Source organism: Thalassobacillus devorans, from assembly GCF_900176565.1.
GTDB lineage: Bacteria > Bacillota > Bacilli > Bacillales > Halobacillaceae > Thalassobacillus > Thalassobacillus devorans_A.
On sequence record NZ_FXEH01000005.1, the window covers coordinates 892,671 to 910,021 of the forward strand.

The following is a 17,351-nucleotide window of genomic DNA, read 5'->3' on the forward strand; positions in this document are numbered from 1 at the left end:
CCGGCTGATATTAAGGAGGATAACTATGCAAAAAATCAAAGCCGCACTGCTTGGGTATGGCACAGTCGGCCAGGGAATACAGGAAGTGATTTATCAGCATCAAGAGCGGTTCCGCCTCCTCCTGGGTAAGGAAGTAGAAATTGTGGCTGTTCTTGTCCAAAACCCTGCGAAACAAAGAAACTTGCCGGAAAACATTCTTGTTACAACTGATTTTGAAGAAATTATCTCTCTTCCTGATTTGAATGTTGTATTCGAAGCGATTGTTGGTGAAGAACCAGCGCTCACCTACTTAAGAAAATCGTTGAATAAAGGCATCCATGTCATTACGGCGAATAAAATGATGTTCGCGAAGCATGCCAAAGAATTGCTTGAAACAGCCAGGGAAAACAATGTGCATATCGGCTTTGAGGCAACTACTGCAGGCGGTACACCAATCATCCGTACAATCGATCAACTGCTTCAAGTGAATCGGGTAGAAAAAGTAGAAGCAATCCTCAATGGCACCAGCAACTACATTTTAACGGCAATGAACGACCGTTTTATTGATTTTGATACCGCTTTGAAAGAGGCCCAGGAAAAAGGGTATGCCGAGGCCGATCCAACTCATGATATAGATGGCACCGATGCTTTTAATAAATTGATGATACTCAGCCAGCTGATCTATGGAGAGCAGCCCAACTGGCTGAACGTAAGAAAAATGGGAATCAATGGCCTGACAGAAGCAGATATAAATCACGCAAAACAAGAAAACAAAAAGTATAAGCATATTGGAGTCATTAAAAAAGTGGAGAATGACATCATAGCGGAAGTCTCCCCGGTGTTACTCTCTTCTACCCACCCATTACATCATATTGACGGTGTCGATAATGCACTTGCCATTACAAGTGATATCGTAGGTACGATCACGCTGACTGGTCCAGGCGCAGGAAAGCTGCCAACAGCCAGTGCCATGGTAGAAGATTTAGTACAGATTTTTCAGACGGAACATGCGGAGTTCTACGAAAAAATCTATGAAAAACAGGCCGCAGGATAAAAAAGAGCAACAAGCTTCAGGCTTGCTGCTCTTTTTTATGGGCGCCATGACGACAGAGTTGGTTGTCCTGTTATTTCCGGTTGTTTTTCCTGCAACAGCTGACTTACGGTTACCAGCTGGAACCCTTCCTCGGTCAGACGCTTTATTAGTGGTTCAATCACTTCTTGCATATGAGGTGAGACCTCCTGCAAAGAAATAATTGCTCTGTCTTCCGCGTGCTTCATCACTTCGTTAATAATCGCCTTTTCTTCTGATAAACGCCAAATCTCTATGTCATGACTATTCTCGATGACAGGAAGTTCAGTAATTCTTTGGATTTCCCGCTTTCCACGATTATAAGGAGCCTTAATAACACTTGGCTGGTGACCGGTCAATTCCTCTACTTTATCAGCAGTTCTCTGGAGCTGTTCTTCGATAGCAGCGTCACTCAATCGGCCCCATTGACGGTGATTCCATGAATGGTTACCAATTTCATGTCCTGCAGACGCAGCTTGGCTGATCAGTTCGGGATAATAAGTGAGCCTGTTTCCTAAGACGAAAAACGTAGCTTTTGCTTCATAGTTATCTAATACTTCCAAAATCCGTTCTGTAATGGAATGATGGGGGCCATCATCAAAGGTTAAAGCAATTTGCTTCTTTTTCTCATTCATCAGTACCTGGTCGGCCGCCACAGGAGCACCTTCCGCTTTAACATTCAGCTTTTTAACTGGAATCTCTGTACGATACTTTTTCAATGCTTCCATATACCTGTCCTTCATAAGTCCTTCAAGTTTGTTTAATGGTATGGTCACTTCAACTGATTCGCCCGGATTTTCACCAGCCGATATTTGATAATAAAAATTCATGCCGTTACTGTCCAGTGAAAACACATCGAAATTAGCTTCGTCGGGTGAAGTGATTTGTTTTACCCACGCTTTATCAAACGAGGTTCCGAGGTTTTCATGGGCAAGCAGCTGGTCTGAGACATGTTCTGACAGCTTATCTACATAATCAATGTTACTTTTAAATAATCTATCCAGTTTCAAGCGCTTCCCATTACTCACGTCAAAATTAAGGACCGATGTATCCACAGATGGATGCTCGCCCCCTAGATCAACCACTTCATTGAAAGTTATGCTGACAATCTCCCCCGATTTATAAAGAATATCATAGTCAATGTTTAGTTCATGGGGAATATCGCCCTTTTTCTCTTGTTTCAACTGGTAACTGTCCTGCTTGAATTTAGCAATGCTCTTTTTCACATAATCCATGATCACTTGATTCAACTGATCACTGGAGGTCTGAGGATAATGGACAGCTAACCGGTACTCATCGTATTCTTCAATGATTGATTCTATCGATATATTCAGTTTTATTTCTTTTTCCTTATTAGATGATAACGCTTGTTCTTCCCCTGAACTTGCCTGTGAAAAAGAGCAGGCAGTCATTAAAACAAGCATGATTAGTAATACAGTCATTTGCTTCATAGTCAGGTTACCCTTCTATTCGTTAATAGTGAGCAACCTTATTGTAACATGTTTGTAATATTAATCGACATTTTTTTTGAAATCCACTAGAAAAGTTCCCTATTCTATCACAAATTCGTTCGAACATCCCATAATTCTGGAAAAAATCGGTGGTCCAGTACTTTTTTCAAGTAACCTACTCCCGATGAGCCGCCTGTACCAGTTTTATGACCAATAATCCTCTCCGCCGTTTTCATGTGACGGAAGCGCCATTGCTGAAGCCAATCTTCGATATCTACCAGCTTTTCAGCCAGTTGATATAGGTCCCAGTATTTTTCTACATTCTCATATACTTTTGTCCAGGCAGCTTCCACCGTCTCGTCTCCGTGATAGGTCTCTGTAAAATCACGATTGACTAATGCAGGATTGATGTTCAGCCCAGCTTTGGCAAGTGCTTCTATTGCAGCGTCATATATGCTTGGCGCTTCATACGCCTCCTGTAATTTTCCGTGGAGCTCTGGATTCTTTTCATAAATCTTCAATACGTGGGGAGTTTTATATCCGAGAGCAAATTCAATCATCCTGTATTGATAGGACTGAAATCCGGAAGCCTGGCCCAGCTGATCACGAAATTGAATATACTCTGCAGGTGTCAAGGTCGATAATACGTCCCAGGCGTGGATAATCTGGGTCTGGATTTTCGAAACTCTGGCAAGCATTTTAAAGGCCGACTGCATGTCTCCTCCACGTATAGATTCAATGGAAGCCCGCAATTCATGAAGAATCAATTTCATCCAAAGCTCACTGACTTGATGGATAACAATGAACAACATTTCATCATGGTGGTCAGATAAACGATTCTGGGCGTCTAGCAGCTGATCAAGATCGAGGTACTCTCCATAAGTCATCTTTTCCCGAAAGTCTGTATGTACCTTTTCCTTTGCTTTTGAATCCTCATACTTCAATTTAGATACTCCTCCCTTTTTCCTGTTTATTATAGTTTACCATGTTATCCTCGGCACTTTAGTTGTTAATATTAAACTTTCTTACGTTTAAAAAGCTCACCAGCAGCGGCTGATGAGCTTCGCTCAATTAGAGAGCACTTCCACCGGGTAATTGAAAAAGATACCGTTTTCGATTACTCCAGGTATAGCATTTAAGTCCTCCTCTGTTGTCAACCCGATATGGTTGAACCTGACCTCTACTATTATATTCCCCGTTTCCGTAATGACAGGACCATCCTTATGTTTAGCCATCCGCAGACCGACTGCTGTGACATCCATTTCCTGAATCTTTGTTTCGACAAGATGAATGGCTCGTGGATCAACCTCAACCGGAACCGGAAAATTATGGCCGAGACGGTTGACGAACTTGCTTTCGTCAACCAGGATAAAAGTTTTTGGAGAGCTTGCCATCACTAACTTTTCAGCAAACATGGCCCCTCCGCGTCCCTTTATCAAATTAAATTCGGAATCTACTTCATCAGCACCATCAAACCCCCAGTCCGGCCGCGCTTCCGTTAATGTCGTGGTCGGGATTCCCAAACGCGCACAGCTTAAAGCCACTTCAATTGATGTAGGAATAGCTGTAATCGATAAATTTTCTTTTTTCACTTTATCGGCAATTGCCTGGATAGCCAGAAAGGAGGTTGAACCAGAACCTACACCAATGACTTGTCCATCTTTTACATGTGCCGCTACTTGCTCGGCCACTATTTCCTTTTGCGGTCGATTAGAGATATCAGCAGACCATTTCAAATTACCTGCTAATTGATTTTTCCATTCCATAGGAGTCACCTCTTCCGGTTATGCTATTACCAGTATTCCCAACTTATTAAATAGACAAGCGCATAATTGTATCTTTAAGAAGCATTGCCTTACAATAACTTAGTGGATAGGCTTGTACTGGGAGGGTGATGAAATGGGTACTTATTTATTAAAAGGAATTGGGCAAATGCTGTTGATTGTCTTTGCCGGGATATTTTTTTGGAACCTCATTCGATATGGGAATCTTTATTTTGTTGAATTAGGAATGGCGATCGTTGGATTACTCCTTTATGTATGGGGGCGAAAAAGAGCAGTTAAGAAGAAAAGGAACCAGCCCCAATGACATAGTTCCCTTCTCTTTTAATGTAATTCAAGCGGACGGAGCTTCGATTCTATCTCTTCTCTTTCCTGCTCTAAAAATGGCGGTAAAGAAAGGTTTTCCCCTAACGCTTCGAGCGGTTCATCAACATCAAAGCCTGGCATATCAGTGGATAGCTCAAATAAAATACCATTTGGTTCCCTGAAATAAAGCGCTTTGAAGTAATGGCGATCCACTTTTCCTGAGTTAGGTACACGTGCCTGTCTGATACGTTCTGCCCAGGCATCGTACTCTTCCTCATTTGGGACGCGGAAGGCTACATGGTGGACCCCGCCTCGGCCAAGTCGTTCTTTTGGCAGCTCAGGACGGGTTTCGATATGCACCTCTGCTCCAGCTCCACCCTCTCCGGTTGCATAAACTTCGATATCGGGAAGGTTTTCACTGACAAGAGATGGATAGGAGCCGACATGAGTAAATCCCATCAGGCTGGTGAGTATTTCTGCCGTCGGCGTTAATTCGGCGACCGTCAATGTGACAGGACCGAGACCGACGATTGCATGTTTTGCGGGTATCTCCTCCGTCTCCCATGGTTCTCCGGCTGCTGCACCGACTTCGCCGTTATCAGCTACTAATATTATTTTTGTTCCTTCTGTATCTTCCAAAGCCAGTGTATCTCTTCCTGCCCGCTTATTAATCCCCCCATGCTTGATACGCTTCTCTTCCAATCGCTCCTTCCAAAAATGCAAGGCATCCGTATCTTTAACTCTAAGTGACGTGGAGGAAATACTGGACACTCCTGGATGGGTCCTTCCTAACATCGGAATATCAAAAAACGTCACCTCTGTACCTGGGCTTCCTTTCGCATCCCCGTAAAATAAATGATAAGACTGGGTATCATCCTGGTTCACGGACTTTTTAACGAGGCGCATCCCTAATACTTTTGTATAAAAACGGTAGTTCTCTTCTGCTTTACCGGTCAACAGCGAAACATGATGAATCCCTAATAATTTCATTATAGTTCCTCCTGTAAATATCTCGAATTTGAGATAATTTTATCTCAGATTTGAGATAATGTCAATCGATTGAAATATTTCAAGCTTATCTCCCCTGTCTACATTCCTTCCCGGCTTACTGCGATCCTATTACTAAACATTAAAAAAAACTTAGCTTATCGCAAAGTACTTATGGCGAAAGCCTTAGATTTTCTTATCTTTAAAAAAGTTAAACATTCTTAAAGTATAAAAAAGAGCCTCCTCCAAAAGGAAGCTCCTCCTTATCACCTTATTTTGCATTCAAATATGGTAATTTATTTTTTAAGTAATTCATACTGATCTCCAGGCTCTCAAACGGCGAACGCCGGCTCTCGTCCTGTTCAACAATCCACCACTTCACTCCTGCTTCTTCCCCTGCCGCAAGCACTGCTTCTATATCGACGCCTCCAGTTCCGAGCTCCGCGAAGAACTGCTCATCATCATTCGTCATATCTTTCAAATGAACGAGCGGCGCCCTTCCTTGATAGCGTGTCAGCCAATCCACCGGATTCTCCCCTGCTTTTTTCAGCCAGTAGATATCGAGCTCTGTATGTACCTCCTCAGGATTCGTATCATCAAAAATCGTTTCCAGTGCCCTTCTGCCGTCGGATAAACGATCGAGCTCAAAATCATGATTATGGTAGCAAAGTGTAATGCCCTCTGCCCGACAGCTCTTTCCTGCTTGCTGTAAAAATGGTATCAGAGACCGGTAATCGGCTTCGTTTCGTTGCTCGGGCAGCAGGAACGGAACTACAATATATTGGCTGCCCAAAATTTTTTGCTCCTCTATAACTTTAGGTAAGTTTTCCTGTAAATCTTCCAGCGGTACATGCGAAGATACGGCCTGAAGGCTCAGTTCATCTAAAAGACTCTTCACTTCCTGTACGGTTAAATCGCCATACCCTGCAAACTCCACTCCGTCAAAACCTAGTTCCGCTACCTTTTTTAGGGTGCCGGAAAAATCTCGTTCACTTTCATTTCTTAAGGTATACATTTGGACGGCTACTGGTATATGCTTCATACTCTCTCCCCTTTTCCTGTTTTATTTGACGAGGTCATGCTTGAAGGCGTAAATGACAGCTTGCGTTCGATCATGGACCTCCAGCTTACCAAGAATATTGCTGACGTGGACTTTTACCGTCTTAAGAGCGATATACAACTCGTCCGCGATCTCCTGATTCGTTTTCCCTTCCGCTATTTTAAGCAGAATTTCCATTTCCCGCCCTGTTAATTGTTCATGTGGCGAGTCCTCTACTCGATTCCGCATCCGGCTCATGATTTTCCCCGTCACTTCCGGTTCCAGAATCGATTGCCCTTCATAGGTAGCACGTATTGCTGAAGCAATCTCTTCCGCTTTTGATGTTTTCAGTAAATAACTGGTCGCTCCCGCTTCAAGCGCCGGATATACCTTTTCATCATCAATGAAGCTGGTAACAATGATTATTTTAGCTTCCGGCCAGCCAGCGATAATTTCCCTGGTAGCTTCAATTCCATCCATTTCTTTCATGACCAGGTCCATCAGTATAACATCAGGCTTTAAACGTAAAGCTAAATCTACCGCTTCCCCGCCATCATCCGCTTCTGCCACCACATCAATATCTGCCTGTGCAGATAAATAAGCGGATACACCAATGCGAACCATTTCATGATCATCCGCAAACAGCACTTTAATCATTGGTCTCACCTTCCTTTAACGCTGGAACTTTTACTTCCAGCCTGGTTCCTTGTCCTTCAATACTGACAATTTTAAACGTACCTCCTACTTCATACGCTCGTTCTTGCATATTCTGTAAACCATAGGAACTCGACTTTGCCTGTTCGACATCAAAACCGGTCCCATCATCCACAACTCGCATAATGATCAGTTCATCACGCTCGATCAACAAAACATCCAGTCTATCTGCTTTCGCGTGTCTTAACGTATTCGAGATGGATTCCTGCAATATACGGAAAAGTTGATCTTCCACGCCTTTATCCATTTTTATATCTTCAATATTCCATTCAATTGTCATCGGCACTTTTTGCGTGAGTTCTGCCAGGAGTTCTTCCACCCCTTCGCGAATCGACTTACCTTTTAATGCTACTGGCCTTAAATGAAGCAGCAGGGCGCGCATTTCAAGCTGGGATTGATGAATCATTTTTTCAACCATAGCGAGCTGCTTTTTAATAGCGATGTTGCCCGAATTGTCTCCTTCGTTTATCGCTGACATCATCATCGATGCAGCAAACAGCTGCTGGCTGACAGAATCATGCAATTCACGCGCCAGCCGGTTACGCTCCTGGATGACTACTTCCTGAAGACTTTGCTCTCGTTCATTCGTTCTTTCTGTCGCCAGTCGTTGTGAAAGTTCAACCTGTTTATTTATTTTTTCTTCCAGTTGGGAAATATGCTTTTCAATAGCTGTGATTTCCTGAATCGTTTCATTTTCAAATTTGGATCGCTTCTGTCCTTTCACCAGTTCATTCAGCTGCCTGTCAATACCATGCAGCTTTCTACGCCAAAACCAGCCATAGACAACACCGATGATCATCCCAATAATAAGAGGGGCACCCACAATCACCATTAAGTAAGGAAAATCAAACACTTCTACTTCCCATAACCTCTCCCATTCTTTCAAAGGAAAAGCTAAAAAAGTAGTTCCTGCTATGATGATTGTTATCAATATACTAAACAGTACTGCCGACAAGATTTGGCGCATAACCATATTCATATGCGCTTCACCTCAATATTACCGGAGAACACGCTAGTGATGATTTTCACCTGTGGCTGTTTCGTTCCATACCCTTCTGTCCGGTAAGCAAGCTGCTGGTTGATCAGATTTGTATGAGGGTTATCAAAAACAGCGGCACGCCCAAATACGGCACTGTGCGAAATGCTTACTTCCACTTCATATGGAACATAGATTTCAATATTACCTATCAGATGCCGAATAGAAATAACAGCGGTATCGTCAACCGGAAGAACGGTATTGCTTAAGTCAATGATTCGATCACCAAAACCCCCGTGAATATTAATATCTTTCCATTGATATGCTGTATCGTCCGTTTGCTGGTTGCCAAAAAACTTCTGCTGAAAAAGAGGCTCCACTTTAAAAAGAGGTTCCCGGGCATCAGGCGACCATTCTGGCTTCAGGTGTACCGCTTCCTTTTTGGAACGGGAATAGTGAACCAAAAATAATATAAGCCCTGCTACAATCAGGAATCGTACCGCCATCATATTAAGAATTGTGAAGGTTAGACTGACCGCTCCCACCCAAAACACTACTTTGGCCCATAAGCGAGCGTATTTTTTCCAGCCCATGTACATCAGTAACCCCGAAAAGAGGACAGAAAAGATCAGTCCCCCATTAAAAAAAGCGATTTCAAGCACAAAAAGGAGGACACCGATGATGATAATCCAGTTTAAAGTATCGGTATTCAATCGTTGCAGCATCAGTGGTTCCCTCCTTTTTGTTGATTATGTATAAAAAGACGCAATGCCTGCGCCTTTTTAGGATATCATGTTTTTAATGATTCGCTGTAGTCTTTTCTTGTTCCTGCATTTGCTTTTCCAGGTGAGCAATTTTGCTGTCGAATGTATTGCGATAATAAGCACTGTTCACTTTATATTCCAGGTTGTCGATGTAATGCTCCATCTCCTGAAAGCGATTATAGGAGCTTTCTGATGTATGTTCGATTACGTGGTTCATTTTATGGTGAGCTCGCGCGACATTTTCCCGTCCCATCAATTCCATCCGTTTCAGGTGCATATCCTTTAACCTGTGTTTCATATCTTCATATTTCTGTTCCAATTCTACTAATTGCTCAATTGCTTCCTGTCGGGAGTCTTTCATACGTTCCGCACGCTCATGGTATTCCTGGTATTCCTTCATCGCGAATTCATACATACCCTCTTCTCCTGCCTGTTTCGCGATGTCTGCCTGCTTTTGCCGCTTATCAGCCATGTCCTGTGCTTTCGTTTGTTCCCGGGCAAACTCTTCTTTCAACTTATGCTGACGTTCCACTAATACTCTCACTTTCTCCGTTTCCTGTTCACTTTGACGCAAATATTGATTCAGTACAGCCATTGGGTTTTTTTGTTCTTTCTGATCTAATAATTCATGAAAGTCAGCTGAAATAGTATCTTTGATACGTGTAAATAAATTAGCCATTACTATTCTCTCCTTTAATTAATAATTTTTCATTTCTGCCCATTGCTTTTCAAAATTAGTGAATGGATCGGCTTGCTTAGCGCTGAAACTTACATCTTTCTCCAGCTTGTCTTCTTGCCATTTTTTATAAATGACATACAAGACATAAGCAGCAGCAAGACCAATGACCGCGTACCCATTCGCAACCGCTATACTCAGGATAAGCAGACCGGCTATGACCCATCCAATTTTACCTGCTGTAGAATCGCTCTTGATAAATTGCTTGAATACGATATACAACAGCCACACGCTCACCCCAAGCAAAACCATAGGTCCAAGATTAGCCAATAACACGAACAGAGCGATCAAACCAATAATAAATAACATGAACTTCTTCATTTTTCCTGCCTCCTTTCCGTTATCTTGATTTCATTCTACTTTTAAAAACTCGCTTTCATAATGAGCCTGAGCTATATTTCTTCCTAAGACCTGAGGCGTATATTTTTTTTGAAAAACATTTCATATAACACTGGTCATATAAATCACACATGTGTTAATATACATATTATCGTATTTTTATTCTTAAAAAACTTAATCTATCTACTTGATCGTTATTTTTGTTGTATAACCATGGTATAAATATGAAATAAGAAACAGAGGGGAGAATGGATGGATGATTCAGGAACAGACTGTTGAAAAACCAGTGAAATCCCTGGCAGGAAGAAGCTTTTTGACATTGAAAGATTACGTAAAGGAGGAAATTCATCAACTGATTGATCTCGCGGAAGATTTAAAGGCTAAAAAGAAAGCCGGGATTCCCCATCGCTACTTGGAGGGGCAAAATGTTGCGATGTTATTCGAAAAGCCTTCCACTCGTACACGCTGCGCCTTTACAGTGGCTTGTAATGACCTGGGCGCTCGCGCAGAATACCTGGGGAAAAATGATATTCAACTCGGAAAAAAGGAATCAGTTCGTGATACAGCAAAAGTTCTTGGAAGTATGTTTGATGGTATCGAATTCAGAGGGTTCAGCCATCAGACTGTAGAAGAGCTGGCGGAACATGCGGGAGTCCCTGTCTGGAACGGCTTGACGGATCTGTACCACCCAACCCAGGTGCTGGCAGATTTTCTGACTGTGAAAGAACAGCTTGGTTCTTTGAAGGGTATCACTTTTGTGTATGTGGGAGATGGACGTAATAACGTGGCTAACAGCCTGTTGATTGGTGGAGCAAAAGTTGGGATGGACGTGCGAATTTGTGCACCTGAAGCCCTTTTTCCAGATACATCGATTGTCCAGTATGCCGAACAGACCGCACAGGAATCCGGGGGAAAAGTGACTGTTTCAGCCAATATTGACGAAGCCGTTGCCGGAGCAGATGTCCTCTATACCGACGTATGGGTTTCTATGGGGGAAGAAGATCAATTCGAAGAACGAATCAAGCTCCTCCACCCCTACCAGGTCAACCAAACGATGCTGGAAAAAACCAATAACCAGGAAGTCATCTTCCTCCACTGTCTGCCGGCTTTTCATGACTTAGAAACAGAAGTGGGCAAAGAAATCTATGAAAAATTCGGGTTATCCGAAATGGAAGTGACGGATGAAGTTTTTCGCAGTAAACACTCCTTTGTTTTCGACCAGGCAGAAAACCGCCTGCACACCATTAAAGCATTGATGGCAGCAACCAATCAAAAAGCCTAAGCATAACTTACTTAATGAAACTGTATTAGGATTTAACCAGGAGATATTCCTCTAAGTTAATTCCCAGCAACATCAAAAAAGCGGCTTACCTCTCGTAAAAGGTAAGCCGCTTATTACTACTCGATGACCTGGAGTTCTTTCGGGAACTTTGTTAACGTTTCATAGCCTTCGTCGGTAACCAATACATCATCTTCGATTCTCACTCCGCCTATGGCCGGGTCATAGATTCCAGGCTCAATGGTGTAGACCATCCCTGCTTTCAGCTGACCGTCATTTAAATGGCTCATGGAAGGAAACTCATGCACATTAATGCCCATTCCATGACCGATTCGGTGCGGGAACTTGTCTCCATAACCAGCCGCTTCAATGATATCCCGCGCGGTTTGATCCAAGTCGCCGATTCTCGCTCCTGGCTTGCTGATTCCCAACGAGGCTTTCTGAGCTTTTAGTACGGTGTCATAGATTTCTCTTTGCTGATCGCTGGCAGCTTGATAGATAAACGTACGGGTTATATCAGAAGCGTAGCCTTCCAGCACTACTCCTAAATCAAATAATACAAAATCCCCTTTTTGAAGCCTGCGGTCTCCAGGGGACCCGTGGGGCTGTCCAGACTTTTCCCCGAATAAAACCATAGTTGAAAACGACATCTCCCTGACACCTTTTTTCTTTAGTTCATATTCGATTTTAGCTAGAACTTCCATTTCCGTAATTCCGGTCTGTAATGCTTCTGTTCCAACCTGGACTCCATAGTCTGCCAGTTCCGCTGCACGGCGGATGATTTCTACTTCCGAAGCATCCTTAATAACCCGCATGTTATTCAATATTCCAGCAATATCTTTTACCTTTGCTTCTGGGAACTGCTGAAGCAGCAATTCGCTTCTGCCGTACGAAAGGACATCTTTTTCTATCCCTATTATATTAATTTCGTCAGTAGCTTTTTCTTTAACCGATTTACCCAGCATCGCCCACGGGTCCTCATGGTCTGCGTAACTAATCACCTCGTATTTCCAGCCGGCCTCACGAAGCTGAGCCCTCTCCATGCCTGGTACGACAGCTATAGGGTCGTCTTCCGGGAAAATCATGAGCCCGATTAAACGTTCATGGGGATCTGTATGGAAGCCGCTTAAATAAAAGAAGTTTTCTTTAGCATTGATAAACGCTGCATCTAGTCCTTCACTTTTCAGTTGGTTCGCCATTTTTTCCAGGCGGTGTTCCATTCTACCACTCCTTATGTAAATATCTTCTTCTATCATAGCTCAAGCAACTAATTTAGAAAAACTTATTCAACTAAAGGGCCGAAAAGTCGAAGACTTGATTTCGAGATGTTGTATGAGTGAAGGGGCGTTGGGGAAGGATTCGCTTTCCGCGGGGAAGCCGTCAAGCCTCCTCGAGCTAAAGCTCTGTGGGGTCTTGCCAGTCTATCCTTTCCCGCAGGAGTCTCAACCTTCCCCCACGCCCTTACCATAAAAAGTTCTCGAACTCACCCTTTGGACAGGCCCATCAATAATGAAAAAAGACGTTTTGTCCTTTATATAGGCGTCTAGATAAAGGTTTTAGTTATGCACTACCTGAAGGGTCCGTTTATTACAAAACTGGGATTTAAAAGAGCCAACTATAAAAAAGCCGACCTTAAAACAGGTCAGCTGTGGAGATTATAAGAGAGTTTTCATGCTTAATCCTATCTCCTTGAAATCATTCATTACTTTCATAAGAGAAGAATCTGCAAGTTCCTCCTCATCAATACTTTCACTATTCAGGTCATCCATTCCCTGCTGGAATTCCTGTTTTATATTTTCACCTAATGATAACAGCTTTTCTTTAGCGGTGTTCAGATAAGTTTCAATGTCCGTTTCTTTTACTTTTTCAGAAACTGTTTCATAAAGGCTTTCCAGCTGGGGCAATATGTTGGTCTCCTCTAAATTTTGCTTCGACTTTTCATACGCAACGATAAAAAACTGTTCTATTTCATTCCAACCCTGTTCCCCATTCTCACTGCCATCCGCAGCCTGAACACCTTCCACTGGTGTATAGGCGGATATAAGTAACACAGCTATAATTACCGCTAGGATATTTTTCAATTTCATTCCTCCCTGATGTTTTTTCTATTGCTGCGGGACATGGAATTCTATAATGTGACCATCGGGATCACAACAGAATATTTGCGCAAAACCACTAGTGCTGTCCGGCTTTTCCTTTATATCTACTCCACTGGCTTTTAAATGGTCGCTTGTTTCCTGAAAATCTTTTACCCGGAATGCGACATGATTTCCCCTTGTATCAATATGAAGCTCAGGATTGTACACGAATTCAGGATCTTCAATCAAGTGAAGCTGCTGGTAGTCACCGATACGGTACCAGGCTCCAGCAAATGAAAAATCCGGTCTGTTTTCTTCCTCCAGCCCAAGTATATTTCCATAAAATTGTTTCGCTTTCTTCAAATCTTTCGTCTTTAGACTGATATGATGAATCATAGTTATATCCATACTCTCTCTCCTTTTTATTTTACAATACATCTGAACTGCTAAAAAATAAAACGTTTCTGGGAAAATTGACATTCTTGTGATAGACATTTTCTTCCTTGATTGCTTCCGATATAATTAGGTAGTCACTATGTGCATGTTACTAATTACATCATACAGGAGGTTGAATGATGGATCGTACACGTTTTCTGATTCGTGTGTCTGCTATATATGCCGTTATCGGTGCTTTTATCGGTTCGCATATGGCCGGAGCAGGCGGCTATGAGTTCAGGGCTGTCCATGCCCATATCCTCGTGGTCGGCTGGTTATCACTGTTTGCTTTTGCTATCTATTATAAAGTTTTCCCTATTCCGAAAAGATCCGCCATGGCAGCTTTCCAAGTCTGGACTGCATTTGTCGGTTCAATTGGTCTGACTGCAGGAATGTGGCTCTATTATGTCAAACCTTTAGAAGGAATGGATACTTTTAACTTGATATTCTTCATTGTCGGCGGATCGGTTCTTATGATTTCTTTCATTGTATTCGCCATTATGACTTTCATCCAGGGGAAGTATATTTCGGAAGATAACTAATTGCGAGGCAAACAAGATATATCCGCTATCATGCTGGCAAGGTGCCCTGCCCGGTCCATCGATTATGATTGGACCGGGCACTTTCTATAACAATGGGTACCTCGCTGATATATATTACGGAAGGTTCATCCGGACCAGGCGGTCGTCATCTTCTGAAGGAGTCCCACGTCCATCGGTATTATTCGTAATAAAAAACAACGCATCGTTTTCGATTATGACATCACGGATCCGCCCATAATCATCGGTCACAATCTCAGGTTCTAACGCCTTCAAGTCCATTACTCGCAAAGCCTGTCCCCGCAAGCTGGCTACAAATAGCTTACTTTCATTAATAGCGATACCGGAGGGTGCCCATGTATCAGTTCCGGTATGGAAGATAGGTGTCACCATGCCCTCCCGCTCTTCGTCACCACGAATTTCCGGCCAGCCGTAATTATTGCCCGCTTCAATTTTGTTTATTTCATCGTGGGCATCGGAACCATGTTCAGAGGCATACATTTCATTCTCTTCTGTCCAGGCAAGACCCTGTGGGTTTCTGTGACCTGACGTATAGACGTAAGAATTACCAAAAGGATTATCATCAGGTATGCTTCCATCCAGACTCATGCGAAGGATTTTACCTGCCAGGCTGTCCTCTTGCTGAGCTGTCTGTTGATTTCCCGCATCCCCTGTCGTTACGTACAGTTTTTGATCAGGGCCAATCTTAATTCTTCCCCCATTATGGATCCTGCTTCCAGGTATATTCTCCAGCAATACGTCCACTTCTACCCATCCTTCATTTTCCAAACGAATGACAATGACACGATTTTTTGTTTCTCCATTATTTTGATAAGTATGGTAGACAAAAGCTTCTCGTGACTCCTCAAAGTCCGGGCGGAGTTCGAAGCCAAGCAATCCCCCTTCTCCTTGCTGATGTACTGCCTCCTTCGTATTCACACTCTCTCTTACCCGTCCTTCACTTTCCGTCCAGGTCACTATATTTCCCGCTCTTTCTGTTATATAGAAAGTGTCACCTGATACCTCGATATCCCAGGGAGACCTCAGCTCGCTTGCCAGGATTTCCATATCGCTTCCCTGCGTAGTTTTAGAATTTGGTTCCGTCTCTTCTTGATTTTCTCCATTTTCACTACATGCAACAGTAAGCATCATGAGTAAAAATAATAGAGCATATTTATACATGGTACCCACCTTTCTCTTAGTCTGACAAATTATTTTAAAGGAGATATGGTCCTATAAATACGGCGATTAGAAGAATGTGCACTGTCACAAAATAAGTGAACTTCAACACAACTCCCCAGTCCCTCTTTCCTGCTTCCTGCTTCATTAAAAGGAAGGATATTAAACCAAACACAATCAGCAATGCCAAGGAACTTCCAGGAAAATCGAAATATACAGGCAGACGATTCATCAGGCGTTCTGTAAACAGCAGGTCATACCATATCCCTGCCGATACAATATAAATCGCAAAAGCACCATACAGCACCCAACTCTTCTCATCTTCTAATGCTTTATGAAACCCTACTATGATGATAAACAAATATAAAAATGGCCCAATATACCACATCAATGTGACAAATATCGTGAGCGGGGCGTAGGAAAACATAGCGAGCGTCTTGCCAAGAGCTTTTAATAAATCATCCCTGCTCCAGCCTGATGCCTTCTCATCAACATCATATTCACTTGATGCGACTTTAATTTCCTTGTAATTCCCTGTTCCCTCCATCCAAAGAACGGTTTCTTCCTCGACCCGCGTAGGCTTTTGTGATCGTTCCGGTGTATTGCTGATACGAGTAACACCTGATTGACTTTCATTAATAGTCATCTCATAAATATTGAAAGCTGGATCATCTTTATATGTAGTTTGAGTAGCCCCATGGGCGGAAAACAGGATATTTGTACCTTTGCCGGTCAATGACAGTTCTAAGTCGCTCCATTCGTTCAACTGGCCAGGTCCAAAGGGATCTTCTGCATGAATTCTATTTAAAGCCAGCTCACTATCTTTCAGTTCATGTAAAGCGAGGTAATAATGATATTTTGAGCTGCCTTGTCTTAGATGAGTTGCCAATACTATTCCGAGTTTATCACCTTTCACATCAAAAGCGATCTCCCGGATCGACTCACCTGGTGTCACAGAAAAGGTATAAGCAGCCTCTTTTAGCATATGGCCTTCTTCAGGTAATCGATAAACCTCCAATATGGACTCGTTATTTTCAGCCCTATGAATCAGTGTATAAACTTCTCCATCGTTCTCCTTCACCATAACTTTACCGAAGGCTTTGTCCAGTTTTAAAACCTCTTTGGTTTCCAGCGTCTCACGATTTATCTGTATGAGCTGCTCATCTTTTAAAAATAACAAATGTGATTCAGTGGGGTGAAATTTATCAACCGCCGTAAACAGCTCGCCCTCTACCTCTTGATGCAGGCTATTAGCTTTAGAATAAAACATTGTTTCCCCATCGTTGAAAACCCGGGAAAATTCTTGATGATCAATTGGAAAACGATTCTCTGACTGTTGTGTCCAGGCACGATCATACCTGCTTTCTATCAAAAACCCATCAGAAAAATAACTGATCGTATAGCCATTACTGTCCGAATGAATGAAAGGCTTTGTGTTGGCTGATGTTTCACCCAGCTGCCAATCACGGCTTATATTTTCATCCGGAGCTTCTGTCACCTTAAGTAAGTTTTCAGTAAACAACACGGCCACGCCGATTAACAAAAGAATCAACGGTAATAGCCAATAACTTCTCTCCCTATACCACATGCAAGCTCCCCCTTGTTTCTACCTATTACGGCTGGGGCGGGAAAAAGGTTTCATTAGAAAAAATCGGCTTGTCTCCATGTGTTTATAGCAGAAGCCTTAATACTTTTCATAT

Annotated in this window: 19 protein-coding genes; 4 read left to right on the forward strand and 15 right to left on the reverse strand. The window is 42.7% G+C overall.

Features of this window, described 5'->3' with window-relative positions; genetic code table 11:
• The first annotated feature begins 25 nt into the window (after nt 1-25).
• Nucleotides 26-1,033, forward strand: coding sequence for a homoserine dehydrogenase (locus B9Y67_RS09000; protein ID WP_085506379.1), 1,008 nt, complete (start codon nt 26-28; stop codon nt 1,031-1,033).
• Nucleotides 1,034-1,068: 35 nt separating this feature from the next.
• On the opposite strand, the gene B9Y67_RS09005 is transcribed toward B9Y67_RS09000, so the two are convergent.
• The 3 genes from B9Y67_RS09005 to rpiA all read right to left on the reverse strand — a co-directional run bounded on the left by B9Y67_RS09005 (nt 1,069) and on the right by rpiA (nt 4,265).
• The gene (locus B9Y67_RS09005) at nt 1,069-2,499 is read right to left on the reverse strand and encodes a polysaccharide deacetylase family protein (protein ID WP_085506380.1); all 1,431 of its coding nucleotides are present in this window, start codon (nt 2,497-2,499) and stop codon (nt 1,069-1,071) included.
• Nucleotides 2,500-2,606: 107 nt separating this feature from the next.
• Nucleotides 2,607-3,443 (reverse strand): tryptophan 2,3-dioxygenase, encoded by an 837-nt coding sequence (gene kynA, locus B9Y67_RS09010; protein ID WP_176223942.1) that lies wholly within the window; start codon nt 3,441-3,443, stop codon nt 2,607-2,609.
• A gap of 123 nt (nt 3,444-3,566) precedes the next feature.
• Nucleotides 3,567-4,265 (reverse strand): ribose 5-phosphate isomerase A, encoded by a 699-nt coding sequence (gene rpiA / locus B9Y67_RS09015; RefSeq protein WP_085506381.1) that lies wholly within the window; start codon nt 4,263-4,265, stop codon nt 3,567-3,569.
• Between the two features lie 133 nt (nt 4,266-4,398).
• On the opposite strand from rpiA, the gene B9Y67_RS09020 reads away from it, so the two are divergent.
• On the forward strand, nt 4,399-4,587 hold the full coding sequence (locus B9Y67_RS09020) for a hypothetical protein (RefSeq protein WP_085506382.1): 189 nt from the start codon (nt 4,399-4,401) through the stop codon (nt 4,585-4,587).
• A 17-nt stretch (nt 4,588-4,604) separates the two neighbouring features.
• Here the strand turns inward: B9Y67_RS09020 and B9Y67_RS09025 are convergent, their stop codons facing one another.
• From B9Y67_RS09025 to B9Y67_RS09055, 7 genes are all read right to left on the reverse strand, one after another.
• The gene (locus B9Y67_RS09025) at nt 4,605-5,576 is read right to left on the reverse strand and encodes a ring-cleaving dioxygenase (RefSeq protein WP_085506383.1); all 972 of its coding nucleotides are present in this window, start codon (nt 5,574-5,576) and stop codon (nt 4,605-4,607) included.
• 268 nt (nt 5,577-5,844) lie between these two features.
• A complete protein-coding gene (locus tag B9Y67_RS09030; RefSeq protein WP_085506384.1) occupies nt 5,845-6,615 on the reverse strand; it encodes a sugar phosphate isomerase/epimerase family protein in 771 nt (256 codons plus the stop codon).
• A 21-nt stretch (nt 6,616-6,636) separates the two neighbouring features.
• Nucleotides 6,637-7,269, reverse strand: coding sequence for a response regulator transcription factor (locus tag B9Y67_RS09035; RefSeq protein ID WP_085506385.1), 633 nt, complete (start codon nt 7,267-7,269; stop codon nt 6,637-6,639).
• The gene (locus tag B9Y67_RS09040; RefSeq protein WP_085506386.1) at nt 7,262-8,305 is read right to left on the reverse strand and encodes a sensor histidine kinase; all 1,044 of its coding nucleotides are present in this window, start codon (nt 8,303-8,305) and stop codon (nt 7,262-7,264) included. Before B9Y67_RS09040 ends, B9Y67_RS09035 begins: the two co-directional genes overlap by 8 nt.
• Nucleotides 8,302-9,027 carry a cell wall-active antibiotics response protein LiaF gene (gene liaF, locus B9Y67_RS09045; protein WP_085506387.1) on the reverse strand — a complete coding sequence of 242 codons (726 nt, stop codon included), beginning with the start codon at nt 9,025-9,027 and terminating at the stop codon, nt 8,302-8,304. The genes B9Y67_RS09040 and liaF overlap by 4 nt, the downstream gene beginning before the upstream one ends.
• A 73-nt stretch (nt 9,028-9,100) precedes the next feature.
• Nucleotides 9,101-9,745 (reverse strand): PspA/IM30 family protein, encoded by a 645-nt coding sequence (locus B9Y67_RS09050; RefSeq protein WP_085506388.1) that lies wholly within the window; start codon nt 9,743-9,745, stop codon nt 9,101-9,103.
• A gap of 18 nt (nt 9,746-9,763) precedes the next feature.
• Complete coding sequence (locus B9Y67_RS09055) at nt 9,764-10,123, reverse strand: lmo0954 family membrane protein (protein ID WP_085506389.1); 360 nt, start codon at nt 10,121-10,123, stop codon at nt 9,764-9,766.
• A 274-nt stretch (nt 10,124-10,397) separates the two neighbouring features.
• Between B9Y67_RS09055 and argF the strand changes: the two genes are divergently transcribed.
• Entirely contained in the window at nt 10,398-11,423 is a 1,026-nt protein-coding gene (argF, locus tag B9Y67_RS09060) for an ornithine carbamoyltransferase (protein ID WP_085506390.1), read from the forward strand.
• A gap of 116 nt (nt 11,424-11,539) precedes the next feature.
• On the opposite strand, the gene B9Y67_RS09065 is transcribed toward argF, so the two are convergent.
• The 3 genes from B9Y67_RS09065 to B9Y67_RS09075 all read right to left on the reverse strand — a co-directional run bounded on the left by B9Y67_RS09065 (nt 11,540) and on the right by B9Y67_RS09075 (nt 13,906).
• Nucleotides 11,540-12,640, reverse strand: coding sequence for a M24 family metallopeptidase (locus B9Y67_RS09065; RefSeq protein ID WP_085506391.1), 1,101 nt, complete (start codon nt 12,638-12,640; stop codon nt 11,540-11,542).
• Nucleotides 12,641-13,075: 435 nt separating this feature from the next.
• Nucleotides 13,076-13,501, reverse strand: a complete 426-nt coding sequence (locus tag B9Y67_RS09070) for a hypothetical protein (protein WP_085506392.1) — start codon at nt 13,499-13,501, stop codon at nt 13,076-13,078.
• Between the two features lie 24 nt (nt 13,502-13,525).
• Nucleotides 13,526-13,906, reverse strand: a complete 381-nt coding sequence (locus tag B9Y67_RS09075) for a VOC family protein (RefSeq protein WP_085506393.1) — start codon at nt 13,904-13,906, stop codon at nt 13,526-13,528.
• Nucleotides 13,907-14,073: 167 nt separating this feature from the next.
• Between B9Y67_RS09075 and B9Y67_RS09080 the strand changes: the two genes are divergently transcribed.
• Nucleotides 14,074-14,475: a hypothetical protein gene (locus B9Y67_RS09080; protein ID WP_085506394.1), complete on the forward strand. Its 402-nt coding sequence runs from the start codon at nt 14,074-14,076 to the stop codon at nt 14,473-14,475.
• Between the two features lie 114 nt (nt 14,476-14,589).
• On the opposite strand, the gene B9Y67_RS09085 is transcribed toward B9Y67_RS09080, so the two are convergent.
• Together B9Y67_RS09085 and B9Y67_RS09090 are read right to left on the reverse strand one after the other, a co-directional pair.
• The gene (locus B9Y67_RS09085) at nt 14,590-15,654 is read right to left on the reverse strand and encodes a PQQ-dependent sugar dehydrogenase (RefSeq protein ID WP_085506395.1); all 1,065 of its coding nucleotides are present in this window, start codon (nt 15,652-15,654) and stop codon (nt 14,590-14,592) included.
• Nucleotides 15,655-15,688: 34 nt separating this feature from the next.
• Complete coding sequence (locus B9Y67_RS09090) at nt 15,689-17,239, reverse strand: hypothetical protein (protein ID WP_085506396.1); 1,551 nt, start codon at nt 17,237-17,239, stop codon at nt 15,689-15,691.
• Nucleotides 17,240-17,351 lie beyond the last annotated feature (112 nt).

Coding starts and splice junctions, on each gene's coding strand:
- B9Y67_RS09000 (WP_085506379.1), top strand. CDS start 26: ATGCAAAAAATCAAAGCCGCACTGCTTGGGTATGGCACAGTCGGCCAG.
- B9Y67_RS09005 (WP_085506380.1), bottom strand. CDS start 2,499: ATGAAGCAAATGACTGTATTACTAATCATGCTTGTTTTAATGACTGCC.
- rpiA (WP_085506381.1), bottom strand. CDS start 4,265: ATGGAATGGAAAAATCAATTAGCAGGTAATTTGAAATGGTCTGCTGAT.
- B9Y67_RS09020 (WP_085506382.1), top strand. CDS start 4,399: ATGGGTACTTATTTATTAAAAGGAATTGGGCAAATGCTGTTGATTGTC.
- B9Y67_RS09025 (WP_085506383.1), bottom strand. CDS start 5,576: ATGAAATTATTAGGGATTCATCATGTTTCGCTGTTGACCGGTAAAGCA.
- B9Y67_RS09030 (WP_085506384.1), bottom strand. CDS start 6,615: ATGAAGCATATACCAGTAGCCGTCCAAATGTATACCTTAAGAAATGAA.
- B9Y67_RS09035 (WP_085506385.1), bottom strand. CDS start 7,269: ATGATTAAAGTGCTGTTTGCGGATGATCATGAAATGGTTCGCATTGGT.
- B9Y67_RS09040 (WP_085506386.1), bottom strand. CDS start 8,305: ATGAATATGGTTATGCGCCAAATCTTGTCGGCAGTACTGTTTAGTATA.
- liaF (WP_085506387.1), bottom strand. CDS start 9,027: ATGCTGCAACGATTGAATACCGATACTTTAAACTGGATTATCATCATC.
- B9Y67_RS09050 (WP_085506388.1), bottom strand. CDS start 9,745: ATGGCTAATTTATTTACACGTATCAAAGATACTATTTCAGCTGACTTT.
- B9Y67_RS09055 (WP_085506389.1), bottom strand. CDS start 10,123: ATGAAGAAGTTCATGTTATTTATTATTGGTTTGATCGCTCTGTTCGTG.
- argF (WP_085506390.1), top strand. CDS start 10,398: ATGATTCAGGAACAGACTGTTGAAAAACCAGTGAAATCCCTGGCAGGA.
- B9Y67_RS09065 (WP_085506391.1), bottom strand. CDS start 12,640: ATGGAACACCGCCTGGAAAAAATGGCGAACCAACTGAAAAGTGAAGGA.
- B9Y67_RS09075 (WP_085506393.1), bottom strand. CDS start 13,906: ATGGATATAACTATGATTCATCATATCAGTCTAAAGACGAAAGATTTG.
- B9Y67_RS09080 (WP_085506394.1), top strand. CDS start 14,074: ATGGATCGTACACGTTTTCTGATTCGTGTGTCTGCTATATATGCCGTT.
- B9Y67_RS09085 (WP_085506395.1), bottom strand. CDS start 15,654: ATGTATAAATATGCTCTATTATTTTTACTCATGATGCTTACTGTTGCA.
- B9Y67_RS09090 (WP_085506396.1), bottom strand. CDS start 17,239: ATGTGGTATAGGGAGAGAAGTTATTGGCTATTACCGTTGATTCTTTTG.